This is a genomic window from Paenibacillus sp. OK060, from assembly GCF_900101205.1.
In the GTDB taxonomy this organism is placed as follows: domain Bacteria; phylum Bacillota; class Bacilli; order Paenibacillales; family Paenibacillaceae; genus Paenibacillus; species Paenibacillus marchantiae.
On sequence record NZ_FNFR01000001.1, the window covers coordinates 297,128 to 316,997 of the forward strand.

21 protein-coding genes are annotated in these 19,870 nt (G+C 45.4%); 19 read left to right on the top strand and 2 right to left on the bottom strand.

The features are described from left to right. Positions 1-30: 30 nt before the first annotated feature. From ftsY to BLS14_RS01300, 9 genes are all read left to right on the top strand, one after another. On the top strand, positions 31-1,044 hold the full coding sequence (gene ftsY, locus BLS14_RS01260) for a signal recognition particle-docking protein FtsY (RefSeq protein ID WP_063564665.1): 1,014 nt from the start codon (positions 31-33) through the stop codon (positions 1,042-1,044). Positions 1,045-1,181: 137 nt separating this feature from the next. Beyond that, entirely contained in the window at positions 1,182-1,829 is a 648-nt protein-coding gene (locus tag BLS14_RS01265) for a PAQR family membrane homeostasis protein TrhA (RefSeq protein WP_063564664.1), read from the top strand. A 261-nt stretch (positions 1,830-2,090) separates the two neighbouring features. Continuing rightward, positions 2,091-2,441, top strand: coding sequence for a putative DNA-binding protein (locus BLS14_RS01270; protein ID WP_072732388.1), 351 nt, complete (start codon positions 2,091-2,093; stop codon positions 2,439-2,441). Between the two features lie 65 nt (positions 2,442-2,506). Beyond that, positions 2,507-3,883 (top strand): signal recognition particle protein, encoded by a 1,377-nt coding sequence (ffh, locus tag BLS14_RS01275; protein WP_063564662.1) that lies wholly within the window; start codon positions 2,507-2,509, stop codon positions 3,881-3,883. A 54-nt stretch (positions 3,884-3,937) separates the two neighbouring features. Next, positions 3,938-4,210, top strand: a complete 273-nt coding sequence (gene rpsP, locus BLS14_RS01280) for a 30S ribosomal protein S16 (RefSeq protein ID WP_024630184.1) — start codon at positions 3,938-3,940, stop codon at positions 4,208-4,210. Positions 4,211-4,233: 23 nt separating this feature from the next. Beyond that, complete coding sequence (locus tag BLS14_RS01285) at positions 4,234-4,464, top strand: KH domain-containing protein (RefSeq protein WP_024630185.1); 231 nt, start codon at positions 4,234-4,236, stop codon at positions 4,462-4,464. Between the two features lie 239 nt (positions 4,465-4,703). Continuing rightward, positions 4,704-5,216, top strand: coding sequence for a ribosome maturation factor RimM (gene rimM / locus BLS14_RS01290; protein ID WP_063564660.1), 513 nt, complete (start codon positions 4,704-4,706; stop codon positions 5,214-5,216). A gap of 1 nt (position 5,217) precedes the next feature. Then, positions 5,218-5,985 (top strand): tRNA (guanosine(37)-N1)-methyltransferase TrmD, encoded by a 768-nt coding sequence (gene trmD / locus BLS14_RS01295; protein WP_072732389.1) that lies wholly within the window; start codon positions 5,218-5,220, stop codon positions 5,983-5,985. Positions 5,986-6,200: 215 nt separating this feature from the next. Beyond that, on the top strand, positions 6,201-7,457 hold the full coding sequence (locus tag BLS14_RS01300; RefSeq protein WP_063564658.1) for a hypothetical protein: 1,257 nt from the start codon (positions 6,201-6,203) through the stop codon (positions 7,455-7,457). Between the two features lies 1 nt (position 7,458). Here the strand turns inward: BLS14_RS01300 and BLS14_RS01305 are convergent, their stop codons facing one another. After that, positions 7,459-8,424, bottom strand: coding sequence for a polysaccharide deacetylase family protein (locus BLS14_RS01305; protein WP_063564657.1), 966 nt, complete (start codon positions 8,422-8,424; stop codon positions 7,459-7,461). Positions 8,425-8,938: 514 nt separating this feature from the next. Between BLS14_RS01305 and rplS the strand changes: the two genes are divergently transcribed. The 10 genes from rplS (at position 8,939) to BLS14_RS01350 (ending at position 17,764) form a co-directional block, all read left to right on the top strand. Next, on the top strand, positions 8,939-9,280 hold the full coding sequence (gene rplS, locus BLS14_RS01310; protein WP_024630190.1) for a 50S ribosomal protein L19: 342 nt from the start codon (positions 8,939-8,941) through the stop codon (positions 9,278-9,280). 256 nt (positions 9,281-9,536) lie between these two features. Beyond that, positions 9,537-10,157 (top strand): signal peptidase I, encoded by a 621-nt coding sequence (lepB, locus tag BLS14_RS01315; protein WP_063564656.1) that lies wholly within the window; start codon positions 9,537-9,539, stop codon positions 10,155-10,157. A gap of 166 nt (positions 10,158-10,323) precedes the next feature. Next, the gene (gene ylqF / locus BLS14_RS01320; protein WP_063564655.1) at positions 10,324-11,187 is read left to right on the top strand and encodes a ribosome biogenesis GTPase YlqF; all 864 of its coding nucleotides are present in this window, start codon (positions 10,324-10,326) and stop codon (positions 11,185-11,187) included. Between the two features lie 402 nt (positions 11,188-11,589). Next, complete coding sequence (locus tag BLS14_RS01325) at positions 11,590-12,294, top strand: ribonuclease HII (RefSeq protein ID WP_090805376.1); 705 nt, start codon at positions 11,590-11,592, stop codon at positions 12,292-12,294. 31 nt (positions 12,295-12,325) lie between these two features. Further along, positions 12,326-14,368, top strand: coding sequence for a TrbL/VirB6 family protein (locus BLS14_RS01330; RefSeq protein WP_090949093.1), 2,043 nt, complete (start codon positions 12,326-12,328; stop codon positions 14,366-14,368). After that, on the top strand, positions 14,365-14,673 hold the full coding sequence (locus BLS14_RS01335) for an EscU/YscU/HrcU family type III secretion system export apparatus switch protein (protein ID WP_063566425.1): 309 nt from the start codon (positions 14,365-14,367) through the stop codon (positions 14,671-14,673). Before BLS14_RS01330 ends, BLS14_RS01335 begins: the two co-directional genes overlap by 4 nt. Continuing rightward, positions 14,667-15,065, top strand: a complete 399-nt coding sequence (locus BLS14_RS01340; protein WP_063566424.1) for a YraN family protein — start codon at positions 14,667-14,669, stop codon at positions 15,063-15,065. Before BLS14_RS01335 ends, BLS14_RS01340 begins: the two co-directional genes overlap by 7 nt. A gap of 439 nt (positions 15,066-15,504) precedes the next feature. Further along, the gene (locus tag BLS14_RS32250; protein ID WP_139295598.1) at positions 15,505-15,666 is read left to right on the top strand and encodes a paeninodin family lasso peptide; all 162 of its coding nucleotides are present in this window, start codon (positions 15,505-15,507) and stop codon (positions 15,664-15,666) included. 67 nt (positions 15,667-15,733) lie between these two features. Then, entirely contained in the window at positions 15,734-16,945 is a 1,212-nt protein-coding gene (locus tag BLS14_RS01345) for a carboxypeptidase-like regulatory domain-containing protein (RefSeq protein ID WP_090949095.1), read from the top strand. A 267-nt stretch (positions 16,946-17,212) separates the two neighbouring features. Further along, positions 17,213-17,764 (top strand): nitroreductase family protein, encoded by a 552-nt coding sequence (locus BLS14_RS01350; protein ID WP_063566422.1) that lies wholly within the window; start codon positions 17,213-17,215, stop codon positions 17,762-17,764. A 225-nt stretch (positions 17,765-17,989) separates the two neighbouring features. On the opposite strand, the gene BLS14_RS01355 is transcribed toward BLS14_RS01350, so the two are convergent. After that, positions 17,990-19,594: a YifB family Mg chelatase-like AAA ATPase gene (locus tag BLS14_RS01355; protein ID WP_090949099.1), complete on the bottom strand. Its 1,605-nt coding sequence runs from the start codon at positions 19,592-19,594 to the stop codon at positions 17,990-17,992. Between the last annotated feature and the right edge of the window lie 276 nt (positions 19,595-19,870).

The following is a 19,870-nucleotide window of genomic DNA, read 5'->3' on the forward strand; positions in this document are numbered from 1 at the left end:
ACTAAGAAATGTACACGATGGAGGGGCTTTATGAGTTTTTTTAAAAAGCTGAGAGACAGCATTGCAAGCAAAACGGAGTCGGTTACCAAACAGTTCAAGGACGGATTGGAAAAGACGCGTAAAGGCCTTGTAGAGAAAGTATCGGATCTCGTTATCCGTCGCAAAAAAATCGACGAGGAATTCTATGAAGAATTGGAAGAGATTCTGATTGGAGCCGACGTAGGTGTCAATACGGTCATGAAACTGATTGAAGATCTGCGTGATGAGGTCAAAAAACGTAAAATTGAGGATGCGGCTGAACTACAGCCTGTATTGTCCGAAAAACTGACGGGTTTGCTTCGTGGCGAGCAGAATAATGAACTGAAAATGAATCCGGATGGCATTACGGTCATTTTGTTTGTTGGTGTTAATGGTGTTGGTAAAACAACAACGATTGGTAAGCTGGCCCATCGCTTCAAACAGCAGGGTAAAAAGGTCATTATGGCAGCAGGTGATACGTTCCGTGCCGGAGCGATCGAACAACTCGAAGTATGGGGACAACGTGCTGGTGTGGAAGTCATCAAGCAACAATCAGGTTCTGACCCTGCAGCTGTAATGTATGATGCTGTACAGGCTGCAAAGCAGCGGGGTGCTGATGTATTGCTCTGTGATACAGCAGGCCGTCTGCAAAATAAATCCAATCTGATGGACGAACTCAACAAAATCTATCGTGTCATTCAACGTGAAATTCCGGAAGCGCCTCATGAAGTATTAATGGTGCTGGATGCAACTACAGGTCAGAATGCACTGAATCAGGCCAAACTCTTTGGAGAGAAGAGCGGGGTAACTGGACTTGTACTGACGAAGCTGGATGGTACCGCCAAAGGTGGTATTGTTGTTGCAATTCGTCAGGAGTTGGATCTGCCTGTGAAGCTGGTCGGACTGGGTGAGAAAATTGATGATCTGCAGCCATTCGACTCGGAGCAATTCGTACATGCGTTGTTTGCCGGATTGATTCAAGAACAGCCAGCTGAAAGTGCTGAAGAAGAGGAAGCTAATTCCTAGAATCATTAATAAATAGGATAGCGTTAACCGTATTGCCAGTGATATACGTGATAAGTGTCACGTGTAATGTCACTGGCAATACGTGTATAATGGGAATAAAGCAGGCAATGCTAAAGGGTTAGAAAGGACGGTTGAAAATGGCCAATACTCATACCTATTCTCGCCGTGAAGAAGTCGCCAATGCGGTGACACATGGAATCGGCGCTGCACTCAGTGTAGCTGCACTGGTGATATTGATTGTATTTGCAAGTATGAAAGGCACGGCTTGGCATGTGGTCAGTTTCACGATCTACGGGATCACCATGCTGCTGCTATATACGAGCTCTACACTCGTGCATGCATGGAAAGATGGAAAAGTGAAAGACTTATTTGAGATTTTCGACCATTCTTCCATATATTTGTTTATTGCGGGATCGTACACTCCACTTTTGTTTATTGCTGTTCGCGGCACACTTGGATGGACCCTGTTCGGTATAATCTGGGGAGTCGCATTATTCGGCGTAATCTTTAAGGCGTTTTTTACGAAAAGGTTTCTGTTCATGTCCACGATTTTCTATATTGCGATGGGCTGGCTCATCGTTATTGCCTGGCAACCGCTTATGACTGCCATCCCTACAGGGGGAATTGTGCTGCTGGTTGCTGGAGGTCTGATGTATACACTGGGGACGCTTTTTTATGTTTGGCGTGGATTTCCGTACCACCATGCGATTTGGCATCTCTTTGTGCTCGCAGGCAGTATTCTTCATTTCTTTATGGTACTTCTGTACCTGACACCACTTCGGTAGGCCACGGTAGATAGCGTAAAACGAATCGGCTCCATCTGTGGAGACCCATTCGTTTTTTTTGTTCTATATAATGACACAGCAGGCTGAATTCTACTGTAGATGAATGGCTAAGATCAACCTTGTAGGCACGAAAAATGAGTGTAAAATGAACGTTTTTATTGTGACAAGTATTTTTGCTTGACAACCTGATTTGTTTTAGGTATTATTAGGAACGTTGCAAGAGTGTAAAGTGTTTTTCCTTGACGAAGGGAGTGCCCCGTTATGAGTCAAGAAAACCGGCTTGAGAAGACAAACCGGATTAACTTGCTGTTTGCTTTCTATGAACGGTTGCTTACCGAGAAACAGCAGACTTTTCTAAAGTATTACTTTCATGATGATTTCTCGCTGGGCGAGATTGCAGCCGAGTTCGAGATCAGCCGCCAGGCGGTATACGAGCATATCAAGCGTGCCGAACAAGTGCTGGAAAATTACGAAAGCAAGCTTGGCTTGCTGGAGAAGCACGAACGGCGCAACCGTAATCTTGAAGATTTGCAAAATGCATTGGAGCGCGCAGGCGTTTCCATTGATAACAACAAACAAATAAACGATATTATTCATCAACTCAGAGAGTAGTTCGTAAGAGTTGAATGAAACGTATCGGTCCTGAAAACAGTATTACAGCTTAAGGAGGTGGGATCATGGCATTTGAAGGATTAACGACCCGATTGCAGAATGTGTTCAGCAAGCTGCGTGGCAAAGGCAAGGTGTCTGATGAAGATGTTGCCGAAGCTATGCGCGAGGTACGTCTGGCATTGCTCGAAGCGGATGTAAACTTCAAAGTGGTCAAGGAATTCATCGCCAAGGTGAAAGAGAAGGCTGTTGGCAAAGAAGTGATGGAGAGCTTCACGCCAGGAATGGTCATTATCGACATCGTAAACAAGGAACTGACGGATTTGATGGGTGGAAGCCAATCGAAGCTGGCTAAAGCGAACAAACCGCCTACGGTACTGATGATGGTTGGTTTGCAGGGTGCAGGTAAAACGACCACATCCGGTAAACTGGCTAAAATGCTGCAAAAGCAGAATAGTAGACCGTTGCTTGTTGCAGGAGATATTTATCGTCCAGCAGCGATCAAGCAGTTGCAAGTGCTCGGCGAGCAGATCAAAGCGCCGGTATTCACACTGGGAGATCAGACAAGCCCTGTAGAAATTGCACGTCAGGGTCTGCAGCATGCCAAGGACAACGGCAATGACTATGTCATTATCGATACGGCTGGACGCCTGCATGTTGATGAAGAACTGATGGAAGAGCTTCGTCAGATTCACAGCGTAGTAAATCCCGATGAAGTATTACTTGTCGTAGACAGCATGACAGGTCAGGATGCAGTTAATGTGGCAGAACATTTTAACCAGCAGCTTAATCTGACGGGTGTCGTTTTGACCAAGCTTGACGGAGATACTCGTGGTGGTGCCGCGCTTTCCGTTAAAGCAGTCACCGGTTGCCCAATCAAGTTTGCTTCCCTTGGTGAGAAACTTGATGCACTGGAACCTTTCCATCCGGAGCGCATGGCTTCACGTATTCTTGGTATGGGTGATATGCTCTCTCTGATTGAGAAAGCACAGTCCAACATTGATACCGATAAAGCCAAGGAAATGGAACGGAAGATGCGTAATGCAGAATTCACGTTTGAAGATTTCCTGGAGCAAATGGATCAAGTGAAAAAACTGGGGCCAATCGATCAGATCATGGATATGATTCCTGGTATGGGCAAGATGAAACAAGCCAAGGACCTGAAGGTTGATGATAAACAGATGGGCCGGATCGAAGCGATCGTGTACTCCATGACGACCGAGGAGAAACGTAACCCTGATATGATCAACCATAGCCGCCGGAAGCGGATTGCTACAGGTAGTGGAACATCCCTGGCCGAAGTAAACCGTCTGATCAAGCAGTTTGATGAGATGCGCCGCATGATGAAACAGTTCTCGGATATGATGGGACCTAAAGGCGGCAAGAACAAAGCGATGAAGCAGCTCAAAGGTTTGGGCAAAGGAATGAAGTTTCCTTTCCGTTGATTCTGGGAGCAGCTGAACGATATACAGATTTCATTGAAGGAGGTGAATTTTCAAATGGCAGTTCGTATTCGTCTGAAACGTATGGGTGCTCACAAAGCTCCTTTCTACCGCGTAGTGGTATCGGATTCCCGTTCCCCACGTGACGGTCGTTTTATCGAGGAGATCGGTTACTACAACCCGGTTGAACAACCGGCTGTTGTTAAGATCGATGAAGATAAAGCATTGCAATGGCTTCAAAACGGTGCACAAGCATCTGACACTGTCCGCAACTTGCTGAGCAAAGCGGGCGTGATGAAGAAGTTCCACGAGTCTAAATTGACTAAATAAGGTGCTGATTCGGAGGGTCCTCTATGGAAGAATTAGTAAGCATAATTGCTAAGGCTTTGGTCGATCATCCGGAAGATGTGGCGGTTCGGACGGTTGAGAAAGACCGGCTTGTCGTTTATGAGTTAACCGTTCATCCTGACGATGTTGGGAAAGTGATTGGTAAACAGGGGCGAATCGCAAAGTCTCTTCGTACAGTCGTCACATCAGCAGCAGTTAAGATGGATAAACGGGTAACCGTTGATATCATATCTTAAAGATATACGAAAGGGGGTTAGGATGCATGTCCTAGCCCCTTTTCGTGCATGCTGAAACTTAAATAATAGGATTGAAAAAGCTCGTCAAGTATGATTATCTGCGGAAGTAGTGAAGGGTACGGAATCGATTCTGAAGAAGCGTTAGGATAACAGCGATACGAAGAACGATCCGTAACCAGAACGGCTGCGGGAGATCATCACATATACGTACCAATATGAATGGATTGTAGGAGGAAAGTATGGCAGAGTTTATGAATGTAGGTAAAATCGTCAATACGCATGGAATTCGTGGCGAGGTGAGAATCATGCCTTTAACTGATTTTCCGGAAGTGCGTTTTGCGAAAAATGCAGAGTTGTTTTTCTTTACACCAGATAATCATCCAGTTATGGTTAACGTGGAATCTGCACGTTTGCATAAGAATATGTATATTCTTCGTCTGAAAGAGTATGGCAACATTAATGAAGTAGAGAAGTTTAAAGGCGGCATGGCCAAAGTGTTAAAAGAGAATCTGGCAGAGCTGGAGGAAGGTGAATACTACTTCCATCAAATCGTTGGGTGTTCTGTCATCACCGAAGAGGGCGAAACACTTGGAACCATCTCTGAGATTTTGACTCCTGGAGCGAATGATGTATGGGTTGTCAAAACGCCTGCAGGTAAAGAAATTCTGCTTCCGGTTATTGATGATGTTGTTCTTGATGTGGATGTTACAGAGAAGCAAGTCAAGGTTCACCTGATGGAAGGGCTGCTATAACATGAAAGTGGATGTATTAACCCTATTCCCGGAAATGTTTGACGGTGTATTCGGAACCAGCATTCTGGGCAAAGCCCAAACCAAAGGGCTTGTATCTCTGGGAGCAACAAACTTTCGGAATTTTGCGACCAATAAACATAATACAGTTGACGATGCACCTTACGGCGGTGGTGGAGGTATGGTATTAAAGCCAGATCCGATCTTTGCTGCTGTTGAGGATGTATTAGAACAACGGGGCGAAGCTGCGGCAACGATGAAACCGCCACGTATTATTCTGATGTGTCCGCAAGGTGAGACGTTCACACAGAAAAAAGCAGAGGAACTTGTACAAGAAGATCATCTGATTTTTATTTGCGGACATTATGAAGGCTATGATGAGCGTATCCGTGAGTTTCTCGTGACGGATGAATTGTCGATTGGTGATTACGTGCTGACGGGTGGCGAGCTGCCTGCGATGGTGGCGATTGATAGTATTGTGCGCCTTATTCCGGGTGTACTGGGTAATGAGACAAGTGCTGTAACGGATTCATTCAGTACCGGATTGCTCGAATACCCGCACTACACACGTCCTCCGGAATTTAGAGGTATGAAGGTGCCCGATATGTTGTTATCTGGACATCATCTGAATATTGAGGCATGGCGCAGGGAGCAATCCTTGCTTCGTACGCTGGAACGCAGACCGGATATGTTGGAGACGGCGGACTTGACGGACAAAGAACGAGTTTGGTTAAACAAGCTTCGTTCCGATCGTGAAAAGAATGCAGAGTAATTTGATATTATCTCGTTTGAGCTCGTAAAATAATCTCATTCGAAATCTTGAAAGACCAACCTTGTGATATGAAGGTTGGTCTTTTTCTGTATTGAACACTTTTGCCGCTTTGAACATTTTTGCATGTTCCGAAATAGGGTTGTATAAACTGAAAAATTTCTTTATGGTGATCTCAGCTAGAAGCGTATGAAGACGACATGCTGAGGAGGAAGATTATGAATCATCAGCCTTATGAAGTTGGCAGAGTGGATATTAGCGAAGCTGGAGAGCGTTGCAAGATGCTTCTGGGAGATCTAAATGGAGATGGCAGGCTTGAGATGCTGTTGGTGCAGGCAGATGGGGGCATAGACGACCGTTACGTTCCGCATCAGGTATGCTGTTTGTCGGCATATGATCTGGATGGAACATTAATGTGGCAGGTCGGAACACCGGACCCGGATGCAGGTGGTCCAGGATCAGACTATCCCGCTCAGATTGTAGATTGGGATGGGGACGGAAATAATGAAGTGCTGTGTGTAATGAACAAACAATTTCTTATTCTGGACGGAAGAACCGGAGAGATAAAGAAACGTCATGATTTGCCTGGAGAGCAAGCGCATGACTGTCTTATTCTTGCAAACCTGACTGGTGACCAACACACGATGGATATCCTGCTGAAGGATCGGTATAAGACGTTATGGGCATTAGATCACGATTTCAATTTGTTGTGGAAGCATGAAGGCAATATAGGTCATTTTCCGTGGGTCTACGATATCGATGGGGATGGCAAGGATGAAGTGATGGCCGGGTATGACATGCTGGATCATGATGGAACATTATTATGGTCCTGTCAGAATCTTGATGATCACGCAGACTGTATATGGTTTGGCGATGTGGACGAGGACGGGGAGGTTGAAATTGTTATCGGTGGCAGTGTCACGGTGATGATGGATCGGTACGGTAATGAAAAATGGCGTTATGAGGATTCGATTGAATCACAGCATATTGCATTGGGGAAATTTTATAGAGAAAGACAAGGATTACAGATTGCTGGCCTGGATCGGATTATTCGTGGAGATGAGAATGGCAAGGATGGAATGTTTATGCTGGATAGCGACGGAAAGGAACTTTGGAAAGAAGATCGTAAAACGCGTGGATGGTTAACCATTATTGAGCCTGTACGTAACTGGGATGACAGCGGGCTTGACTATATTATGGCTTATCGCCGAGGTGGGGGTGTCCTGCCATCTTTGATCAATGGTAATATGCAAACGGTTGCAACGTTCGGAAAAGATGGCTATGCCTTACATGCCGACTTGTGTCAGAGCGGAAGGGAGCAGGTCATCATCTATGATGCACATGAAGCCGTAATCTATTCCAGCTCAATGAGGGATGTAACCACTCCAACCTCTTTGGACATAAAAAGAGCCCAGCTTCAGCCGAAAAGGCTGTATAGCTCGACTCTTTATCCAGGCGGGGAAGTTTCAATCTAGCTTAATGACTGATCTCTACGACAGGAAGGATTTCCTGTTGGTCTGATTCAGGATGGAGCAATGCAGCCAAATCGGTTCCTGTCGTAACCGTTAATCGTGGGAGCTTCATAGGATTATCCCCAGGTCGAACAAAGCCTGAACGTACGGAAAAGGCCATACGATACCCATTTTGCTGCAGTTGATAGATCATCTGCGTGCTGGTATAACCGAAAGGGTAGGCAAGATACGGCGTATCAATACCAGTTTCTTTCATTAGCTTGACGTCATTATTCAGCAGTTTTGTGTCGAGTCCGACGGGCACGTTGTCGCCGCAACGCATATATCCCTTGTGATGCAGATTATAGGTATGGCTGTTGAACTCAAAGACGTCTTTAGCGGCCTGCATCTCCTGTTTGGAGATAAACGTTTTTTTGGCTGGATCAAAAGCCGAAGGCTGATCCTGAATTTTGCTGCCGATTACAAACAGGGAAGCATGGAAATTATATTTTTTGAGCACAGGGTAGGCTAAAGTATAATTGTTCTGATACCCATCATCAAAGGTGATGACAATAGATTTTTGGGGCAGGGAGATCTGTCCGTTCACGTATTGTTCAAGCTGCTCCAGTGTAATTGTGTTGTAGCCTTCTTCATGCAAATATTTCATGTTTTCTTCGAAGTCTTCCAGATTAATGATCGATTTGTTGTTTGTTTCATGATTATTAATTTTGGGCTGTATGTAATGATACATCAGTACAGGTACTTCAGTAGCTGAACCTTGTGCGATGTGAAAGGTAGCCAGATCAAGTGCAGGTTTGCTGGAATAATCGGAGTGAGACATTAGAAATGCCTTACGTTTGACCATATCCCAGGACGTGCATGCTTTGTGAGACATTGCATTGGTAGGATGAGTTACCGCATACGCATACATTGTAATGGTACAAGTGAGTAATGCGAGTGCAGCAAGAGCAATTTTTTTGAAGTATTTCATAATTCGTTTGGTTCTCCTTTTGCCATTTCATTTCTGCGTGGAATTACATTTAGATGCATCAGCACGTAATCCAACAAGCTATATCATAGACGATCTTTCTTGACAGAAAGTTACAGTATTTTTTCCGTCTAATGCTTGACTTATTCAAGAATACTAATTATTACAATCCATAGGGCGAAGCTTTGATGTGCATAAAGGAATTGTGTAGAAAAGCGCATGGACAGGTGTATTTTAATGGAATTGTAATGAGACTATAATAAAATTCAGGACGTATTTAAGATGAACGTATAACGGATAACGTCTAATTGGAGTAAAGGAAATTAATAAGGATTAAAGGGCATTGAAGAACCAGAGAGTTCTGTCAGCAATTTGTTTATTTTTCCTTGTGTTTTGTTATGGTGCGTGATACAATAAGTCTGTTATGTGGAATACGGCGGTCCTCTATGGATAATGAAGGAGACAAGGTGTTCTCTGGAAGAAGTATGAACGCCTGTACGGAAGGAGGGAGTCATAGATGAATATCGTTCAAGCGATTACACAAGAACAACTTCGTAAGGATATTCCGAGTTTTCGTCCTGGTGACACTTTGAAAGTGCACGTTAAGGTAATCGAGGGAACTCGTGAGCGTATCCAATTGTTCGAAGGTGTTGTGATTAAACGCCGTGGTGGTGGAATCAGTGAGACTTTTACAGTTCGTAAAATTTCTTACGGTGTAGGTGTGGAAAGAGCTTTCCCGCTTCATTCCCCTAAAATCGATAGAATCGAAGTGGCTCGCCGTGGTAAAGTGCGTCGTGCGAAGCTTTATTATCTTCGTGAACTACGCGGTAAAGCAGCGAGAATTAAAGAAATTCGTTAATATAACGGATACCGGGGAGGGCTTGGAGACAAGCCCTTTTCGTTTTTGTCCGGGAAAAGTTGAACCGGAGGTGCACTTCCGAGTAAAATGGTATGGCGGCACACGCGCGAATAGTCCGGGAGGCTTGTGAAATCAGTTATTGAGGGACATTTGAATTGTGGATTAAATGTACTGGTAATGCTTGCGTGTAAGATTACATAACTGATGATGTGTAAAAACTGCTATAACATGTACTGTGAAGAGAGGAAGATCATTAATGGAACAGGAAGTTCAACAGGACCAGGGCAATACTGCCGAAGAGAAAGGCAGTCGATCCAAAAAAGCCAAAAATGAAATTTTCGAATGGCTCAAAGCCATCGTGATCGCACTAGTACTTGTCATTTTGATTCGGTGGTTACTGTTCAAACCGTTTGTTGTGGACGGGCCTTCCATGCAGCCGAATTTTCATACAGGTGAACGTGTGATCGTCAATGAAATTTTATATGATATCAGAGAACCACAGCGCGGAGAAGTAATCGTATTCCACGTTCCAACCGAAGGCCGTGATTTCATTAAACGTGTCATTGCTGTCGCTGGTGATACCGTTGAGGTTCAGGACGATACAGTTCTCGTCAATGGTAAAAAAGTCGATGAGACTTACATTCAGGGAGCAATTGATGCTGCTGAAGCGAACGGTGGAACCTATAACGTGAAGGACTTCCCTAATGAGCAATTCCCGGATGGGAAAGTACCTGAAGGTCATGTTTTTGTAATGGGGGACAACCGTCCGAACAGTACAGATAGCCGTATGATCGGTTATGTGTCACTGACGGATATTGTAGGTCGTGCAGATGTGATTTTCTGGCCGATCGGCGATATCAAATGGATTAACCATTAATATGAATGCAGGATATATAAGCAAAATATAAAGTGTACACCAAAACGTAGAGGGCAGAACTAATCTGGGGATAATAGAAATCTAAGATTGTTTTGCCAGCGAAATGATGCGGTGTGCATGTCGTAGAAAAAGCTTGTATATCAACAAATAATGAGGTGAAGACAAGGTGACGATTCAATGGTTTCCAGGTCATATGACCCGAGCCAGACGCCAGATTCAGGATAAGTTAAAGCTGATTGACGTGGTCATCGAACTGCTGGATGCCCGTCTGCCTGTCTCCAGCCGCAACCCGATGATTGACGAGATTTTACAGGGCAAACCCCGGATGATTTTGTTGAATAAGTCCGACTTGGCGGATGCGAAAGTGACGCAAGAATGGATTGAATATTTCAAAAAAGAGGGAATCACTGCTTTCCCTGTAGATGCTTCAACAGGTACCAACGTGAAAGACATCCCAACGCAAGCGAAGCTTCTCCTTAAAGAAAAAATTGATCGTCAAATAGCTAAAGGGATTAACCCGAGAGCGGTTCGTGGACTGATTGTTGGTATTCCAAACGTGGGTAAATCCACGCTAATTAACCGACTAGCTGGACGGAACATTGCGGCAACGGGAGATCGTCCTGGTGTGACGAAGGGACAACAGTGGATCAAAGTTGGTAAAGAAATGGAACTGCTGGATACCCCGGGTATTCTTTGGCCGAAATTTGAAGATCAAAACGTGGGTTATCGTCTTGCGGTAACAGGTGCAATTAAGGAAGAGATTCTGAATGCAGAAGACATCGCCTTTTTTGGCATCAGTTATCTAATGCGTTATTACTGGGATTCTCTTGAAGAACGCTATGGACTTCAGGAGTTCTCCAAGGATGCGGATGATTCGGACAGCGTTGTTGCGATTATGGAACAGGTTGGTCGTATACGTGGTTGTGTGGTAAGTGGTGGGCGTATCGATTTGGAAAAGGCATCGCGAGCATTTCTGCGTGAATTGCGTGCGGGCAAAATGGGACGTTTCTCTATGGAAGCTCCTTATTAAATAAGAGACAACTGCCGAAAGAAGCGGCCGTTACCGGATTACCGGGAGCGGTCGCTTTTTGCCATACTGGAATTTAAAATAAAGGAACTTTGATTGATCTGGAAGGTGATTCTAGAAAATTGCACTTTATGGGATTGTATTGAACGTATATCTGGGTCTCTTAAATCATGCTATGATGAGTGATGAAGATTTAGCCTGCTCAATGCTGAATATCTTCAATTTAAGCGATCAGATACCGATAAAATAATATCTCATCATCGTATTATCATATATGCTTTACAGAATCTTATTTCTTATTTAATAGGATCTGATACAACAAAAATCGGGAATCTACGTCTATATAATAAAATGATATAAAAGTGATGTGTTGAAGCAAGAGTGGGCAGAGGAGATGACACCGTAATGAATGAAATGAATGAGTTAATTGAATTGACGCAACTGGATGCCCTGGTTGAACCGAAAAAGAAGAAAAAAGAAATGGTGGAGTCCAAAGATCTGCTGATTTATGAGCGTGAATATTGGGAAAGTGGATTTGAAAGTATTGCCGGAATTGATGAAGTGGGACGCGGTTGTTTATTTGGAGATGTAGTAGCGGCAGCCGTTATTTTACCTCGTGATCTGATTTTGGAAGGGGTTAATGATTCCAAGAAATTAACGGAGAAAAAGCGCGATGCATTATATGACATTATAATGGAAAAGGCGTTGTCAGTGGGAATCGGTTATGCAGATGCGGAAACGATTGATCAATTGAATATTAAACAGGCTGCAAGGCTTGCCATGAAACGTGCGGTAGAAGCACTTGAGGGCGTGCCTGACTACCTGTTGGTAGATGCCGAAAAGGTAGATGTGAATATACCGCAGTTGTCCATTATAAAAGGCGATGCAAACAGTCAATCCATTGCGGCAGCATCCATTATTGCGAAGGTTACCCGGGATAGGCTTTGCAAGGAGGATTGGGATACGTTATATCCGGAATATGGTTTATCGATACATAAGGGATATGCAACGAAATTTCATCGTGAACAAATTATGGCTCGTGGTGCTACACCCATGCATCGTCGCAGTTTTCTCGGCAATCTGCTCGGAGAACAGCACACTTTATTTTAATTAAACCATTCACGGAGGGAGGGGTAAGGGTATGAATATAAGTTCCGTGATTCGTGGGCTGCTGGGAGATAGTAAACCGGGAAATGCCAAGCCACTGGAGTTAAAGGAAGGTCAGGTTGTAAGGGGTTCTGTGGTTAGTGTATCCGATGATGGAGCAGATGCGGTTCTTCAGATTCAGGGTGTACAGGTGCGTGCAAAATTAGAAACTCCGCTTCGGCCAGGTGAAACAACACTGCTTCAGGTCCAGCCTCCAGGTGAAAATGGCGTAACGGTAATGAAACCGCTGACGGGTACATTGGCAGAACTGCCACAGGCATCTTTGAACAATTTGCTTCAGGAGGTAGGTTTGCCAGATACCAAGGGGAATCGGGAACTGCTGTTAGCTATGCAGCGAAGCGGATTACCTTTGACCAAGGATAATGTAGCCATGGTTCAAAATATGATGACAACCAAACCTGCACAGGTGCCTGTTGAAGAATGGGTGCAGGCAACAGGTATTGCTTTTCAGCGTGGTCTTCCGGTTACAGCGGAAACGGTAAAGGGTCTACATCAAGCTGTTTTTGGCCCGCCACTACATCAGTTGTTGAAGGGTTTGGCTGAACAGCTGGAGTCCATGCTGACACAAACCGCGGGTAAAACGCTGCCGACTGGTGAACAGGCAGCTACGGTTAAGAATAACATTATGGCTGGAGTGCCTGTACCGTTAAACGGAGAGCTGGCGGGAGAAACGGTAGCTGCGTCAGGCAGTAACCGTCAGGTAGGAGGGGCAACCGGATTGTCCGCGCAACTCGTGCCTGGTGCAGTCGCTGGTGATGCTCAAATGGCAGATGGATCTGTGGATACTGCTGGTGGCGCGGTTAAAGGCAATGGACAGACTGGTGCAGGAAATGCAGAGAATGCTGGGCTTAAAGCAGGGGCCAGCCATGTTGAAACTGCTGGCAAGGTGGGTACAGGTATTCCGGCAGGAACTGGAATACCTGGTGAGAGCCCGCGTGCAGCTGACGCGGGCGTTGCTGGGAGTCGCCCGGGCGCGACGGGGGCGGCTGTGGATGCTGTGGCTGGCCGAGTGATTGCAGGCCAGCCTGAGGGTAGCGTGGCCGGACGAACCGACGGCCGCGGTGAAACGCCTGCTGCTGCGGGGCCTTCGGTCGCAGCAGGGCAGGCGGCGCCAGCAGCTCCATCGGCAGCGCAGCTGGCGCCCAAGCTGCTGGCGCTGCTGGACGCGCTGCGCAGCGCGTCCACTGCCGCACCGTCACAGCCGGGTGCGGCGACACATGCCGCCCCTGCATCGCAGGGCGGCTCGGTGGCTGCGGCTGCCGGAGGCGTGCCGCAGCCTTTGCCAGCCGGCGCGGATGCGCTGCCGGCTGGCGGTAGTGCCGCAGCACCTGCGGGAGCTGCGGCGGCGCCCGTCACCCACGAGGGGGACCCGTGGGTGGGGCGCGTGTTGAAGCTGCTCGGTGCGGAGCACGAACAGCAGGCAGTGCACGGCGCGGCTGCGCAGGCGCGCGTGGGGGATGTGGCGAGTCCGGGAACCGCGGACACGCTAAAGGGCTTGCTGCTGCAGCTTGCCAGCAGCGAGGGTGCACCTGCGACGCTCAAAGATGCCGCCGGACAGGCTGTGCAATTTCTAACAGGTCAGCAGTTATTGCTAACAACAGATCGCAGTGCTACCTTTGCCCAGATGCACTGGTTTATCCCCATTACCGGTCCTGACGGAGAAGAGACGGCTTCCGTTCAGATTCAATCACGCCGTGGGCAACGCGGTGAATTGGATGCATCCAACTGCCGCCTTTGGTTTGATCTAGACATGAAAAGTCTTGGTCCAACGCTGGTGGATGTGCATGTTGTTAATAATATCGTCAGTTTGCGTGTACTTAATAACGGCGAAGGAATGGGATCGCTCCTTGAAAGTGGACGCGATGAGATCCATAAGGCGCTGGACAAGCTGGGTTATCAGTTGCTGACTTTCAAGGCGGAACCCTGGCCTGTTGGCCAGGAACCGGGTGCCGAACGGAAAATGAATGCCTCGGACTACAGTCCTGAACGATACAAAGGGGTGGACATGCGGATATGAAAGAGGATTCGCAACCGGACCTGATGTCCAAAAAGGCCGTTGCTTTAAAATATGTACCTGGTGAGAGCGAAGCACCAGTGGTCGTAGCCAAAGGCCGTGGCAAAGTGGCAGAAGCCATTCTGGATAAAGCCAAGGAAAATGGTGTGCCTGTTCAGGAGGATGCTGCACTTGTCGAAGTGCTTTCCAAACTGGATTTGGATGAACAGATCCCGTCGGAACTGTATCAACTGGTGGCCGAAGTGTTGACCTACATTTATCGTGCTGACCGTCTGGCTTCTGGACGAGAGGAAGAGGAATCATGGTAGAGCACAGATCAGAACAGGGTCCAGCTTCAAAACTGACACGTCAGCAAAAAGGGCGATTGGGTGAAGAAGCTGCTTGCGACTGGCTTCGTGAGCATGATTATCGCATTTTGAAGCGCAATTGGCGCTGCCGAAGCGGAGAGATTGATATCGTTGCTTCTCATGAAGGCATGATTATTTTTATTGAAGTCCGCAGTAGAAGTGGAACTGGACTGTATGGAACACCCCAGGAGTCCGTAGATATTCGTAAAATGCAGCAGGTACGTGCAACTGCATCTGTATATTTGCAAATGACGGGAGAGACAAATCATCAAATCCGTTTCGATGTGATCGCTGTCATACTGGATAAAACAGGCGAAACCGTCTCGGTTGAACATATTATTAATGCATTTTGAGTTGCTGCTATATGCACGATTATTTTGATGTGTTAACCCACAAGAAAGACACTTGAAAAAGTGATTCTCTTGTGGGTTGTTTTTATTTTGAGCAGGAAACGGTTAAAAGAAATTAAGAACATAACTACTGTATATATCACAATGTTGATACAATTCGTATCAATGTATAAGTAATCGGACCTATCCCCATTGTTATTATTCCAATTTCCGGTCGTTAATGGACTACATCTACTTAATAATTTGCTACATAAGATTTCAAACGATGTATTTTTAATTCAGTCTACTCTACTGAGTTATCTGTTATAAAGCACTCGGTTCGCTGTGTTTTCTAAGTTGTTGCTAAACGACTAAAAAGATTGGAGTACTTAAAATAAATAGATACAAAATGTATCATTTATAATAAAATGAGAAAAGAAAATATAATAAAGAGGTGTGAACTATGAAAGAAATTAAATCTGCTGCCGGAAAGAAAGAGAAACAGGTGTGGGAGACCCCACGAATGGAAGTGCTAGATATTAGTGAAACCATGAACGGTGGCGAGGGGATTTGGCAATATGTATGGGGCGGAGAATTTTGGAAGCTCGAAATGCTAGTCAGTTAGATAGATATAAGAATTTCATATTGTCAATCATATTTACTACTATATTTGGATGAGGTGAACGATTGTCATGAGTAGTCAATGGAAATGGATGGTTCGTTTAAGTGTGTTTTTATTATTTTCTGGGGTGCTTGGTCTGCTGCATTCTGAAACGACATATGCAGCTTCCAAAGACGCTTCTGTTAGGGAAATGGGGAATCGTCCCGCTCAAACTGCGTATATTATTGGGAAAATTACTGATAACGATGGTTTTCCAGTAAAAGATGTGAACGTACATATTACGCAGGAAACGGGTGGGGCACAAAAACAAATAGTGAAAACCGATTCTAGGGGAGATTTTCGGTTTGAAACAGCGATAAGTGAAAGCACATATTTTTCCATTAAAGCGCTAGCCAAGGGATACTTGGATTCAGGAAAGAATTTTAGTTATATTATCTTGAATCCGGGGGGGACAGAAGTAGTGAATTTAGTAATCTTCGAGCCAGCCACCATTGTAGGCAAAGTTACTGATCAATCAGGAAAACCTGTTGTAGGTGCTGTCATTAAAGCAACAACAGTCAGCCAATCTGTAAAGACAGACAGGGAGGGCAACTATGCGATTTCAGGAATAGATAATTATGCCTACAATGAAATTACGATACAGGTTGATGCAAAAGGCTATGTGTTTTACACAAGATATTTGTCTGTAGGTACTGGGAGTACAATGACATTGAACATAGTACTGCAAGATGCGGCGGACGTTAGTGGATTGGTGCAAGATGAACAGGGGAGGCCGGTTGCAGGGGCAACCGTATCTCTTGATAATTTCAAGACGAAAACAGACAAACAAGGCAAGTATTCCATAAATCGACTGCGTCCGGAATCAAGCACAATCTCTGTTGAGGCGGATGGTTATATCAAGCAAACGATTAGGGTAACTTTGGTCAAAGGACCTAACAATACTTTTGATTTTATTCTCAAGAGTAATGTGGACAAAACCCCGCCTGTAACCAAATATGCTTTAGTTCCTTTAACAGAGGTATCCAACGGAAAACAATATATTAATGGATTTAATTTTAAGTTAAAGGCAACGGACGAAGTTGACGGATCTGGCTTGAAAATGACCCAGTACAGAATCAACGGTGGGGAATGGATCACGTTTACCGGACCAATAAAAATCTATGCTCCTGATGTCAAAACAGTGGAGTATTTCAGTACAGATGTCGCCGGCAACCAGGAAAAAATAAACAAAATGGATTTTGTGAATGGGAAATTTGAAGGAGCAGGATCATACCCGTATTGATTAAAAGTTATCTATAATGAAGAAAGGCGACGTTGACTCTAAGAATCCCTCTGCGGGGGAAAAGTCAAAGTCGCCTTTTTGCATCCGAAATAACTAGAACGAGATAATGTTATCCACATTCCTTTGAATCCAATGAACCGATCAGTGTATAATCAGGATTGTAATCTAGTTTTGTTGCACTGTTTGATTTTTCATAAATGAGTTGATTCGCATCGCAGGCTCGAACTGCGGTCACGGATAATTTTTTATAACCTGGGAGGCATGGTCATGAGTAAATCTACCCAAACGGGTAACGCCGTAAGAGAAGCCATTCAAAATCGTCGTACAGTCAAAAAGTTTAAAAAAGAAGCTGTTCCCACACAGCAGATTATTGATTTGTTGGACACAGCCGTATGGGCACCCAATCATAAATTGCGTGAGCCGTGGCGGTTTTTATTGTTTAGCGGAAATGGACTGAATAAGCTGGCAGAAGCGATTGATGCAGAGATGGGAGAGGATAACAAGTTCTCTGCCAATATCAAGCAGGTCCCTGCCGTCATGCTTGTCGTTATGGAAGAAGATCCGCGCCAGAATATCTGGGATGAAGATTTTGCAGCAGTAAGTGCATTGGTGCAAAACTTCCTACTCGCGGCATGGAGTGAAGACATTGGTACGTTCTGGGTAACCAAGCCTTTCCTCTATGGACCCAAATTCCGTAAGACACTTGGGATTCAGGCTGGGGAAAAAATTATCGGCATGGTTTACATGGGGTATCCAGAGGTTATTCCTTCTGCCAAAGAACGTACACCAGCAAAAGACAAGCTGACTATATTTGAATAATTGATATCTTGTTCGCTATTTATTCAAAAGAAGATGCTTTATGAAAAACCCCTGCACGTATGCCTCTCATACAGAGGAAATATATGCAGGGGTATTTGACTTGTTAATTTATATAACCTTAAGTTTGAAATCTATAGATCTCTGGCTTGAACGTATCATGATGCAAGATAATGAGGGCAATATATTTTTCCTTAAAGCTTCATTTATTGCCTGAATGACCCTCGCTCAAAATAAATTCAAATCCAACTGCCGATACTGTATCGCCTCAGCCACATGAGCTGTCAAAATGACGCCTTCATGGTCCAAGTCTGCGATCGTCTGGGCCATCTTAATAATTCGATCATGTGCACGCATGCTCAGGTTCAGTGCTTGCAGTGTTTGCTGGAGCAGTTGGTCTGCTTCTTCAGGCAGACGGATCGTTCGACGCAGAAGGGTTCCTGATAGCTGGCTGTTCCAGCGAACAGAACTATTCGCATATCGTGCGGCCTGAATATGATGAGCATGAATGACTTTGGCCTGCATTTCCGCAGATGAAGGAGACGCGCCAGCCTTGCGCCACTCCCCAGGAGGAGGAACTTCGACCTGAAGGTCGATGCGATCTAGTAGTGGTCCCGAAATTTTGGCACGGTACGCAGCCACGCGTGCAGGACTGCATATACATCTTTGATCCTCCGATTGGGCAGAGAGATATCCGCAAGGACAGGGATTCATAGAGCAGGCGAGCATAAATTGTGCTGGAAATGTGAACGCGGCTCTCGCCCGACTAATGGTGACTTTACGATCCTCCAATGGTTGTCTTAACACTTCTAGGACTTGCCGCTGAAACTCAGGCAGCTCATCCAGAAACAATATACCCCGGTGGGCAAGACTTACTTCACCCGGTTTGGGGATGCCGCCGCCTCCAATTAGACCTGAAGTGGAGATCGTATGGTGTGGAGAGCGAAAGGGTCTATCTGCGATGAGACCATTCGAGGTATCTTTAAGCCTGCCTGCGGCACTTAGCACTTTGGTTACTTCCAGCGCTTCGTCTTCGGACAATGGTGGGAGAATCGTAGGCAGTCGTTTAATTAACATCGTTTTCCCTGTTCCTGGTGGTCCGACGAGCAAAATATTGTGCATGCCTGCGGCGGCAATCATGAGTGCACGCTTTACGTGATGTTGTCCCAGAACATCACTATAATCATCGTCCAACGATGGAGATCGCATTGGACGCTCATGGCGCTCCATATCACCGACATTGGGATGCAGAGCAGACAGATGGGCGTAATCTTTTAAAACAACAGGCCCGGTATTCTGCAGCAGTCCTTCCTTGTTCTTTGAATTTGTTTCCTGTTCAGGTACGATATCTTGCAAGTGACGAATACCATATATCTGGATACCCCGAATTAGCGAGGCCTCTTCCAGATTATCGGCGGGCAGAAGAACGGAGGTAAAGCCTAGCCGTTTTGCCAAATCTACCATGGACAAAATGCCAGGCACAGATCTCACTGAACCGTCCAATGCCAACTCACCCACCACCAATGTCCGTTCCTGTGCAGGAAGTACTAGCTGACCACTTGTCGTAAGTAAACCAATAGCAATGGCAAGATCAAAAGAAGATCCTTCCTTGCGCAGATCAGCGGGGGCCAGATTAATCGTAATCCGCTGCAACGGATACTGGTAACCACAGTTTTTTATAGCGGCACGAACACGTTCAACCGCTTCACGAATAGCCGAATCCGGCAATCCGATAATAGACGTCTGGGGTAGCCCATTCGACAAATCTGTTTCCACTTCAATTAAAACGCCGTCAATTCCATATAAACAGGCACTATGCAGTTTTCCGTACATAATAAAAGAAACACCTCACTTCGTCCTTGGCGCGCATAATACAGGCCAGTCTACGAATTAAGGTGCTTCCTCAGCTTCTAACAAGCATTTTATATAAAAGAAATCAGGGCGTCAACCCGTCATTGTCATAGCTGCTGTATATCTATCCCTGACTCCTGAATTGTTTACAGTTTCCGCATGAAGTTTCTAGCAGAAGTATAGAATGTTCAGTTCTGAATCAATGTCGCGCTTTAGTGAAAAAGGATGTAGATGCTGGTTGAGCTATATTAACATATC

Excerpts from the sequence above, each read along its gene's own strand:
- ftsY (WP_063564665.1), top strand. The coding sequence starts at position 31 with ATGAGTTTTTTTAAAAAGCTGAGAGACAGCATTGCAAGCAAAACGGAG.
- BLS14_RS01265 (WP_063564664.1), top strand. The coding sequence starts at position 1,182 with ATGGCCAATACTCATACCTATTCTCGCCGTGAAGAAGTCGCCAATGCG.
- BLS14_RS01270 (WP_072732388.1), top strand. The coding sequence starts at position 2,091 with ATGAGTCAAGAAAACCGGCTTGAGAAGACAAACCGGATTAACTTGCTG.
- ffh (WP_063564662.1), top strand. The coding sequence starts at position 2,507 with ATGGCATTTGAAGGATTAACGACCCGATTGCAGAATGTGTTCAGCAAG.
- rpsP (WP_024630184.1), top strand. The coding sequence starts at position 3,938 with ATGGCAGTTCGTATTCGTCTGAAACGTATGGGTGCTCACAAAGCTCCT.
- BLS14_RS01285 (WP_024630185.1), top strand. The coding sequence starts at position 4,234 with ATGGAAGAATTAGTAAGCATAATTGCTAAGGCTTTGGTCGATCATCCG.
- rimM (WP_063564660.1), top strand. The coding sequence starts at position 4,704 with ATGGCAGAGTTTATGAATGTAGGTAAAATCGTCAATACGCATGGAATT.
- trmD (WP_072732389.1), top strand. The coding sequence starts at position 5,218 with ATGAAAGTGGATGTATTAACCCTATTCCCGGAAATGTTTGACGGTGTA.
- BLS14_RS01300 (WP_063564658.1), top strand. The coding sequence starts at position 6,201 with ATGAATCATCAGCCTTATGAAGTTGGCAGAGTGGATATTAGCGAAGCT.
- BLS14_RS01305 (WP_063564657.1), bottom strand. The coding sequence starts at position 8,424 with ATGAAATACTTCAAAAAAATTGCTCTTGCTGCACTCGCATTACTCACT.
- rplS (WP_024630190.1), top strand. The coding sequence starts at position 8,939 with ATGAATATCGTTCAAGCGATTACACAAGAACAACTTCGTAAGGATATT.
- lepB (WP_063564656.1), top strand. The coding sequence starts at position 9,537 with ATGGAACAGGAAGTTCAACAGGACCAGGGCAATACTGCCGAAGAGAAA.
- BLS14_RS01325 (WP_090805376.1), top strand. The coding sequence starts at position 11,590 with ATGAATGAAATGAATGAGTTAATTGAATTGACGCAACTGGATGCCCTG.
- BLS14_RS01330 (WP_090949093.1), top strand. The coding sequence starts at position 12,326 with ATGAATATAAGTTCCGTGATTCGTGGGCTGCTGGGAGATAGTAAACCG.
- BLS14_RS01335 (WP_063566425.1), top strand. The coding sequence starts at position 14,365 with ATGAAAGAGGATTCGCAACCGGACCTGATGTCCAAAAAGGCCGTTGCT.
- BLS14_RS01340 (WP_063566424.1), top strand. The coding sequence starts at position 14,667 with ATGGTAGAGCACAGATCAGAACAGGGTCCAGCTTCAAAACTGACACGT.
- BLS14_RS32250 (WP_139295598.1), top strand. The coding sequence starts at position 15,505 with ATGAAAGAAATTAAATCTGCTGCCGGAAAGAAAGAGAAACAGGTGTGG.
- BLS14_RS01345 (WP_090949095.1), top strand. The coding sequence starts at position 15,734 with ATGAGTAGTCAATGGAAATGGATGGTTCGTTTAAGTGTGTTTTTATTA.
- BLS14_RS01350 (WP_063566422.1), top strand. The coding sequence starts at position 17,213 with ATGAGTAAATCTACCCAAACGGGTAACGCCGTAAGAGAAGCCATTCAA.
- BLS14_RS01355 (WP_090949099.1), bottom strand. The coding sequence starts at position 19,594 with ATGTACGGAAAACTGCATAGTGCCTGTTTATATGGAATTGACGGCGTT.